The 8,348-nt window shown below is 39.0% G+C and carries 10 protein-coding genes; all 10 read left to right on the top strand.

What is annotated here, in order from left to right; translation table 11 throughout:
• Positions 1 to 1,326, top strand: a 1,326-nt coding sequence (locus HP439_RS19635) for a helix-turn-helix domain-containing protein (protein WP_172391351.1), incomplete at its 5' end; no start/stop codon positions are given.
• A gap of 153 nt (positions 1,327 to 1,479) precedes the next feature.
• Positions 1,480 to 1,707 (top strand): AtpZ/AtpI family protein, encoded by a 228-nt coding sequence (locus HP439_RS16070; RefSeq protein WP_172391352.1) that lies wholly within the window; start codon positions 1,480 to 1,482, stop codon positions 1,705 to 1,707.
• Positions 1,700 to 2,104 carry a hypothetical protein gene (locus tag HP439_RS16075; RefSeq protein ID WP_172391353.1) on the top strand — a complete coding sequence of 135 codons (405 nt, stop codon included), beginning with the start codon at positions 1,700 to 1,702 and terminating at the stop codon, positions 2,102 to 2,104. The genes HP439_RS16070 and HP439_RS16075 overlap by 8 nt, the downstream gene beginning before the upstream one ends.
• 89 nt (positions 2,105 to 2,193) lie before the next feature.
• The gene (atpB, locus tag HP439_RS16080) at positions 2,194 to 3,282 is read left to right on the top strand and encodes a F0F1 ATP synthase subunit A (RefSeq protein ID WP_172391354.1); all 1,089 of its coding nucleotides are present in this window, start codon (positions 2,194 to 2,196) and stop codon (positions 3,280 to 3,282) included.
• 36 nt (positions 3,283 to 3,318) lie between these two features.
• Positions 3,319 to 3,507, top strand: coding sequence for an ATP synthase F0 subunit C (gene atpE, locus HP439_RS16085; RefSeq protein WP_028070619.1), 189 nt, complete (start codon positions 3,319 to 3,321; stop codon positions 3,505 to 3,507).
• Between the two features lie 101 nt (positions 3,508 to 3,608).
• Positions 3,609 to 4,109 carry a F0F1 ATP synthase subunit B gene (atpF, locus tag HP439_RS16090; protein WP_172391355.1) on the top strand — a complete coding sequence of 167 codons (501 nt, stop codon included), beginning with the start codon at positions 3,609 to 3,611 and terminating at the stop codon, positions 4,107 to 4,109.
• 28 nt (positions 4,110 to 4,137) lie between these two features.
• Positions 4,138 to 4,683 (top strand): F0F1 ATP synthase subunit delta, encoded by a 546-nt coding sequence (locus HP439_RS16095; protein ID WP_172391356.1) that lies wholly within the window; start codon positions 4,138 to 4,140, stop codon positions 4,681 to 4,683.
• Between the two features lie 57 nt (positions 4,684 to 4,740).
• Entirely contained in the window at positions 4,741 to 6,315 is a 1,575-nt protein-coding gene (atpA, locus tag HP439_RS16100) for a F0F1 ATP synthase subunit alpha (RefSeq protein WP_172391357.1), read from the top strand.
• Between the two features lie 73 nt (positions 6,316 to 6,388).
• Positions 6,389 to 7,273 (top strand): ATP synthase F1 subunit gamma, encoded by an 885-nt coding sequence (gene atpG / locus HP439_RS16105; RefSeq protein WP_172391358.1) that lies wholly within the window; start codon positions 6,389 to 6,391, stop codon positions 7,271 to 7,273.
• Between the two features lie 172 nt (positions 7,274 to 7,445).
• The coding region (locus HP439_RS16110) for a RecQ family ATP-dependent DNA helicase (RefSeq protein ID WP_172391359.1) at positions 7,446 to 8,348 on the top strand (903 nt) is incomplete at its 3' end.

Here is an 8,348-nt window from a genome sequence, read left to right on the forward strand (position 1 = left end):
ATTGGTGCGCAGGTAATGTTTATAAAAAATGATACCGGAGATGACCGGAAGTTCTTTAATGGAAAAATTGGGATTATAAAAGAATTGAATCTCGACCGCGATCAAATCGTGGTAGGTTTTACCGATGGTTCGGAGCAGGTAACGGTGAAACGTGAAAAATGGGAAAACATTCGTTATAAATATGATAAAGGGGAGGACAAGATTCAAGAAGAAGTCTTAGGAACTTTTTCGCAGTACCCTCTACGTTTAGCATGGGCAATCACGATCCACAAGAGTCAAGGTTTGACGTTCGAACGTGCGGTAATTGATGCAGGAACCTCATTTGCCGCAGGCCAAGTATATGTTGCATTAAGTAGATTGACAGGTCTGGAAGGCTTGGTGTTAAAATCAAAGATTCCATTACATTCTATTCGGACGGATCTTCAAGTCGTCGATTTTATGCAACAAATGGGGACGACCGAAGAAATTGCAACCATTCTCGAAATTTGTCAACGCAATTATTTGGGACAGATATTGTTACAAAGTTTTCAGTGGGGAAGCTTAGTGGAGGGGGTTGACGATCTTATTGCTTCGTTTCAAAAAAGAAATGTGGATAGTAAGGAGCAAGCGCTAGAATATTTAGAGAGTATTTCATTAAGTTTAAAGGAACAACAATTAGTCGCTAATAAATTCATGACGCAACTCTATCAATTGCTGCGCGTGCGCGAACAGGTCGATTATGAAAAAATTTGTGATCGAACAAAATCTGCTGTCTCCTGGTTTTTGCCCAGGGTTAATGATGAACTGTTACAGACTTTGCAAGAACATATTGATACATGGAAGATCAAAAAGAGGACAAAAAAGTATATCGAAGACTTGCGCTCGATATTACTCGATGTCCGTCGTAAAAAGGAACAATTGATGCACTGCTTGACGATCGCCGATATTCTTACCGACGAGGGAGATCTTTCAAAAATTGTGGATAAGTTTAGTAAAGTCGATAAAAGCAAAGATACAAGTATAAAAGGCGTGCAGGAAGAAGAGATAGTCAAGGATACGAAAGCCATTAGCCTAGATATGTTTCAAGATGGGTTTAGTATTTCGGATATCGCTGCAAAGAGGGGGATGGTTGCTGGAACTATATATGGTCATCTGATACATTATGTTGGAACTGAAGTTGATGCTCTTGATCTGATGGATCAAGAAAAACTTAATAAATTGATAGAAATCATAAAAGAAAACCGAGGTAAATCTTCTTCCGAGTTAAAGATGATTCTCGGAGAAGCTTATGATTACCCCGACATCAAGATCGGTCAAAAAGTGCTTGAGACGAATGCTATCGGGTAAATCGCCTGTTAAGACAACCGAGCGAGGGAAGCCTCAATTTTTTGCACAGGAACAAGAGTGACTCTTTTGTAGAGGTACGACATGAATATAATCCAAGAAATTGGCTAAACCATATTTTTTAAATACTATCTTTGAGGCCTTTTCGTATAGCCTATGGAAGAAAATAAAAAAAAGGGTCAGAAAAACAAATGGTTGATTTTTACATCTATGCCTTTTCAGATGGGAATAACGATTTATCTATTTTATCGCCTTGGGATGTGGCTGGATAGTTATTTTGAAACAACCGGAGAATGGTGGATGAAGGGAGTGACAATGCTGGGCGTAGTAGCATCATTATATCAGTTTATTAGACAAGTGAATTATCTCAATAAAAATGAATAAATACATAAAATTAGTGTTGCTCCTATTGTTTATTGCGACATTGAGTTTTGGACTTCACAGTGTAATTTTGAGCAATTTTGGTTTAAATAAATTTTGGCAACAAACAGACTATAGTCTTTCGGGGCTCTATATATTTGGTTTTGGAGTTTCGTTTATGCTTGGAGCGTTGTTACATTTGACCGATTATGCGATGCCAAAATACATAAGTTTTGTTTTCTTAGGCTGTATTTTTATAAAAGCAATTGCAAGTTATTTATATATAAAAGATGGATTAGGAATCTTTGAAAACGATTTCCTAGAATTGAATTTTTTAGTAACCTTTTTTGTCTTTTTGATATTTGATGTTTTTGTGGCATATCAGATTGTTAATCAAGGGATAAAAGTAAAGGATGTCTGATTTTATAAAAAGTTTCCACAAATACTAATAAATGCCAAATAATATTGTATTTTTGCGCAAAATTTTTCATTATTCAATAGTAGATAAAAATGGTGAGTCTTAAGCGAGCACTTTTGTTTTTTGCAGTAATTTTCTTTGCTGTTGCCCCTTTTACCCTGAGCGCTGCTGAAAGTGCGCATGGTGAAAAGCCACAGTCACAATCGGAGGAGATCAACGAGTACATTCATCATCACTTACAGGATGATCATTACTTCTCTTTCTCTTTGGATAAAAAGACAGGAAAACACTACGGCTTTCCTCTTCCAGTTATATTGATTGATGAGGGACTGCATGTGTTTTCTTCGGCAGAATTCGATCATGGGCATGCTGTTGCTCGAAGTAATGGAAAATACTACACTTTGTATCATGGCAAGATTTACAATACAGATGCTAGCGGTACATTAAACTTTGACGAAAAACATCACCCAATAAACGAAAAACCTTTTGATTTCTCAATAACTAAAAATGTTGTCGGACTTATATTGGCAGCTGTATTATTGTTTTGGGGCTTTATCAGTTTAGCAAATACATACAAGAAGAACCCAAATGGACTTCCAAAAGGCGCTGGTCGTATCTTAGAGCCGTTAGTACTCTATGTTCGTGACGAAATGGCTGTTCCTAACATTGGACATCGTTATAAGGAATTCATGCCGTATCTGCTGTCTGTTTTCTTTTTAATTTTCTTGTTGAACTTGTTGGGTTTAACACCTCTGGGGTTCAATGTTACTGGTAATATTTCAGTCACACTTTGTTTGGCGTTATTTACGTTCGTTATTACGAATGTGAAAGCTAATAAGGATTACTGGAAACATATTTTTTGGATGCCAGGCGTACCAGTCCCTTTCAAATTTATTTTGGCTCCAATTGAGGTATTAGGAATGTTTACTAAGCCATTTTCGTTGATGTTACGTCTATTTGCGAACATCACCGCAGGTCACTCGGTGGTTATGGGACTTATTGCTATCGTTTATTTATTTCAAAATCAACTGACGATAGGAGGAAGTGTTGGCGTTTCAATGTTGTTGACATTGATCCTGTTCTTCTTGGAATTACTAGTTGCATTTTTACAGGCGTTTATCTTTACGATGCTATCGTCATTATTTATAGGAATGGCCGTAGAGGAGCACGCACATCATTAAATTGAATTTTTTGTTAAATTTTATAAATTAATTATTATGTACAATCTAATTGGAGCAGGTTTAATCGTTATCGGTGCAGGTTTAGGTCTTGGTAAAATCGGTGGTTCTGCAATGGAAGCTATCGCTCGTCAACCTGAAGCGGCATCTAAAATTCAAACTGCAATGATCATCATTGGCGCCCTAGTTGAAGGTTTAGCATTCGGTGCTTTAATCTTAGGTAAATAACCAATGTACCGTACTTAAAGTGCCGTGTGTAACGGTTGGTTGCAGACGGTACTTTATTATTGAACAAAAAATAGAACGAATAATATTTTACAAAATATAAAATGGAAGCATTAGTTGAACAATTCTCGTTAGGTTTGGCAGTTTGGCAAACGATTATATTACTAATCGTTATCATTATCCTAGGTAAATTCGCGTGGAAACCTATTGTTAATGGGCTGGAAGAGCGTGAGAGAGGGATTTCTGAGGCCTTAGCCTCTGCGGAAAAAGCTAAGCTTGAAATGGCTCGTTTGACCAACGAGAACGAGCAGCTCCTTAAGGAAGCACGCGCGGAACGCGATTCGATCCTTAAAGAAGCGAAAGAACTCAAAGATAAGATTGTTGCTGAAGCGAAAGGTGAAGCTAAAGATGCAAGTCTCAAGATTTTAGAGCAAGCGAAAGTCGAAATTGAGGATCAGAAAAACAAAGCTTTAGCGGAAGTTAAAAATCAGGTTTCTTCGTTATCGTTGGATATTGCTCGTAAAGTGTTAACCAAAGAGTTTGAAGACCAAGGGAAGCAAGAATCATTTGTTTCTGATTTGTTGAAAGATGTAAAGTTAAATTAATCGGTCTGTCAATTTTTAAATTTAGTATATGTCAATTTTTACTGTTGCATCCAGATACGCGAAGTCACTTCTTGATCTTTCAAAAGAACAGGGAAGTGTAGACGCGGTAAAGGGTGATATTGATCAGGTTATTGCGGTTCTAAAAGAAAATTCTCAACTACAGAAAGTTCTTAAAAATCCCATTATTCAAACGGATAAAAAGCAATCTATTCTAGCAGGGATCTTCGAAGGTAAAATAAACCCTTTGATTTTATCTTTTTTTGGAATTTTGGTGAGTAAAGGCAGAGCTAATATTTTGTTCGAAATTGCTACTGAATTTATCCGTAGCTATAATGAATTGAACGGCATTGTCAACGCAACTGTGATTTCTGCGGTACCTTTATCGCCTGAAACGCTGTCGGAATTAAAAAATACTATTGCACAAGATATCAATCGCCAAGTAATTTTGAAGAATAACATTGATTCTTCTTTAATTGGAGGTATTATTGTTCGAGTTGGTGACAAGCAAATTGATGCGAGTATCGCTGGTCGATTGAGTAAATTGGAAAAACATTTTGTAACTCGAGGCGCGTAATTTGTCCTTGAGTTTTTTAGAAGATAAATAGAATAAAAACCCCTTATAATAACAACGATGATAGAGGTAAGACCAGATGAAGTTTCGGCAATTCTTAGAGAGCAATTGTCAGGCTTTAAATCAGAAGCCGAACTAGAGGAAGTGGGTACCGTACTTACTATTGGTGACGGTATTGCTCGAGTTTACGGCTTAACTAAAGTTCAGTCCGGTGAATTGGTTGAATTTGGTAACGGATTAGAAGGTATTGTATTGAACCTTGAAGAAGACAACGTAGGTGTCGTTCTTTTGGGGCCTTCTGATGAAGTCAAAGAAGGTGACGTAGTAAAACGTACTGGACGTATCGCATCTCTTAAAGTGGGTGAAGGTATGTTAGGACGCGTTGTGAATACGTTAGGTCAACCTATCGACGGTAAGGGGCCAATTACTGGTGAGACATATGAGATGCCAATTGAGCGTAAAGCGCCGGGCGTTCTTTATCGTCAACCAGTAACTGAACCACTTCAAACGGGTATCAAAGCGATAGATGCGATGATTCCAGTGGGACGTGGACAACGGGAGTTAGTAATTGGTGACCGCCAGACTGGTAAAACGGCAGTGTGTATCGATACCATATTAAACCAAAAAGAATTTTATGATGCAGGCAATCCTGTATTTTGTATATATGTCGCTGTAGGGCAAAAGAATTCCACAGTTGCAAATATCGTTCGCGTTCTAGAGGAAAGAGGTGCAATGGCTTATACGGTTGTTGTCGCAGCATCGGCTGCCGATCCGGCTCCCCTCCAATTCTACGCGCCTATGTCGGGTGCTGCAATTGGTGAGTTTTTCCGTGATACAGGTCGTCCTGCATTGATCGTTTACGATGATTTATCAAAACAGGCAGTAGCGTATCGTGAAGTTTCATTGTTATTACGTCGCCCACCGGGACGTGAAGCATACCCAGGGGATGTTTTCTATTTGCACTCTCGTTTATTGGAGAGAGCTGCAAAAATTAACTCTTCCGATACCATCGCTAGAAATATGAATGACCTTCCTGAGTCTATAAAACACTTGGTAAAAGGTGGCGGATCATTGACCGCTTTGCCGATTATTGAGACTCAAGCGGGTGACGTTTCAGCATATATTCCGACTAACGTAATTTCGATTACGGACGGTCAGATATTCTTAGAATCGAATCTATTCAACGCTGGTATTCGTCCAGCGATTAACGTTGGTATTTCCGTATCGCGAGTTGGTGGTAATGCACAGATTAAATCGATGAAGAAGGTTTCTGGTACCTTGAAGTTAGACCAAGCACAATATCGAGAACTAGAAGCTTTCGCGAAATTTGGTTCGGATTTGGATGCGGCTACTAAAGCGGTGTTGGATAAAGGGGTCCGAAACGTAGAAATCCTTAAGCAAGGACAATATTCTCCTGTAGCTGTTGAAAAACAAGTTGCAATTATTTACGCAGGTACAAAAGGGTTGTTTCGTAGTGTGCCGGTGAATAAAGTGCGTCAATTTGAGGAAGAATATTTGACACAATTAGAACAACGGCATCCCGAAGTATTGTCTGCCCTAAAAGCAGGAAAATATAGTGATGAGTTAACTGATGTGTTGGACAAAGTAGCTAAAGAATTAGCAGCAAAATATTAATCAGATGAGGATTGAAAGTACGAATTTCTGTACAACAGAAATTCATACTTTGATAGTCAATCTACACTAGTATATGGCAAATTTAAAAGAAGTAAGAAACCGGATCAGCTCGGTAACATCGACTCAACAGATTACCAAAGCGATGAAAATGGTGGCGGCGGCGAAATTGAAGCGAGCAACAAATGCAATCATTCAATTGCGCCCTTACGCTAATAAGTTAAGAGATATCTTAGCTCAAGTTTCTGCTTCTGTTGAAGGGAATGAGTCCCCATTTACACAAGATCGTATTCCTACACGGGTGTTAGTAATTGTGTTAACTTCAAATAGGGGGTTAGCGGGAGCATTCAATGCAAATGCGATTAAAGCGGCGAATAACTTGATATTCGGTAAATATGCTGAGCAGCACGCCCGCGGTAACCTTAGTGTTATTGCTATTGGTAAGCGCGGTCATGATTTCTTCCAAAAGCGTGGTTTTAATGTAATTGGCAATAATAATGAATTATATAGCGATCTTACGTTCTTAAACGTTTCGAAGGTTACTGATTATGTGATGACGGAATTCAAAGAGGGTAATATTGATAGAGTAGAGGTCGTATATAACCAATTCCGCAATGCTGCACTCCAAGTATTGACCGCCGAGCAATTGTTACCTTTAATCCCTGAAGAAAAGCAGGAAGGTGAAGTTTCAACAGAGGTGGATTATCTTATCGAACCTTCGAAAGAAAAGATTATTGAGGAATTGATTCCCAAAGCGATAAAAACACAGTTATTTAAAGCGGTTCTTGATTCCAATGCTTCTGAGCATGGCGCACGCATGACAGCGATGGATAAGGCGACTGAGAATGCCGGAGATCTGCTTAAGGCGCTTAAACTATCTTATAATCAGGCACGACAAGCTGCTATCACCACAGAATTGACCGAGATCGTCTCGGGTGCAGCAGCATTATCCAACGGTTAAGAAACGAATACATTCATAAAAAAGGGAAAGTAGAAATGCTTTCCCTTTTTTTATGAATATCTGTTCTGCAATGTATGTATATATAGATAAATCAATTAGAAGTTTGTATTTTTGATCTGCAACCCCCTAGCGTCTTTTAGAAAGACAGAGGTAGTTAATGAAGGTGTTATTAATGGAAGAGAAAAGCGTAACAATCTTAAAACAATATTGGGGCCATGATACCTTTCGTCCGTTGCAATTGGAGATTATCGAATCTGTGTTGCAGGGCAGGGACACACTCGCTTTAATGCCTACCGGCGGGGGGAAATCCATATGCTTTCAAGTCCCCGCAATGCAGCTCGCAGGTATCTGTATTGTAATAACGCCGTTGATTGCCCTAATGAAAGATCAAATACAGAGCCTAAGAATTAAAGGCATAGATGCAGTCGGTGTATTTTCGGGAATGTCTAAAAGGGAAGTTGATATCGTTTTAGATAACTGTATTTTTGGGAAAATCAAGTTTCTTTACCTCACTCCCGAGCGTTTGTATACTGAAATTGTGCAGGAACGGTTACGGTATATGAAAGTTTGTCTTTTTGCCGTTGACGAAGCACATTGTATTTCACAATGGGGATACGATTTTCGTCCGTCCTATCTTCAACTTCCCAAGCTTCGTGAGTTGCATCCCGGGGTTCCTTTTTTAGCCCTAACTGCGACAGCAACTCCTCGAGTGGTGGAAGACATCCAAGATAAACTCGGGCTCTTGTCTGCCGAGGTTTTTCAGAAGAGTTTCCGTCGGGATAATTTGTCTTATATGGTTTTACATGAGAAAGATAAATTCTCCCGTATGTTAAGGATGTTGCATAAATTAGGTGGATCTGGGGTAATTTACGTGCGAAATCGGCGAGAAACGCAAGAAGTAGCACATTACCTGCTAAACCACGGCATCTCGGCAGATTATTATCATGCAGGGCTTTTAGCTTCTGTACGCTCTAAAAAGCAAGACGATTGGATGGAAAATAGGACTCGAGTTATTGTTGCAACGAATGCCTTTGGAATGGGAATCGATAAACCGGATGTGCGTTTTGTTTTGCAT

The organism is Sphingobacterium shayense (assembly GCF_013179575.1).
Lineage (GTDB): Bacteria > Bacteroidota > Bacteroidia > Sphingobacteriales > Sphingobacteriaceae > Sphingobacterium > Sphingobacterium shayense.

Coding starts and splice junctions, on each gene's coding strand:
- atpF (WP_172391355.1), top strand. CDS start 3,609: ATGGAAGCATTAGTTGAACAATTCTCGTTAGGTTTGGCAGTTTGGCAA.
- HP439_RS16075 (WP_172391353.1), top strand. CDS start 1,700: ATGAATAAATACATAAAATTAGTGTTGCTCCTATTGTTTATTGCGACA.
- atpB (WP_172391354.1), top strand. CDS start 2,194: ATGGTGAGTCTTAAGCGAGCACTTTTGTTTTTTGCAGTAATTTTCTTT.
- HP439_RS16070 (WP_172391352.1), top strand. CDS start 1,480: ATGGAAGAAAATAAAAAAAAGGGTCAGAAAAACAAATGGTTGATTTTT.
- HP439_RS16095 (WP_172391356.1), top strand. CDS start 4,138: ATGTCAATTTTTACTGTTGCATCCAGATACGCGAAGTCACTTCTTGAT.
- atpG (WP_172391358.1), top strand. CDS start 6,389: ATGGCAAATTTAAAAGAAGTAAGAAACCGGATCAGCTCGGTAACATCG.
- atpA (WP_172391357.1), top strand. CDS start 4,741: ATGATAGAGGTAAGACCAGATGAAGTTTCGGCAATTCTTAGAGAGCAA.
- atpE (WP_028070619.1), top strand. CDS start 3,319: ATGTACAATCTAATTGGAGCAGGTTTAATCGTTATCGGTGCAGGTTTA.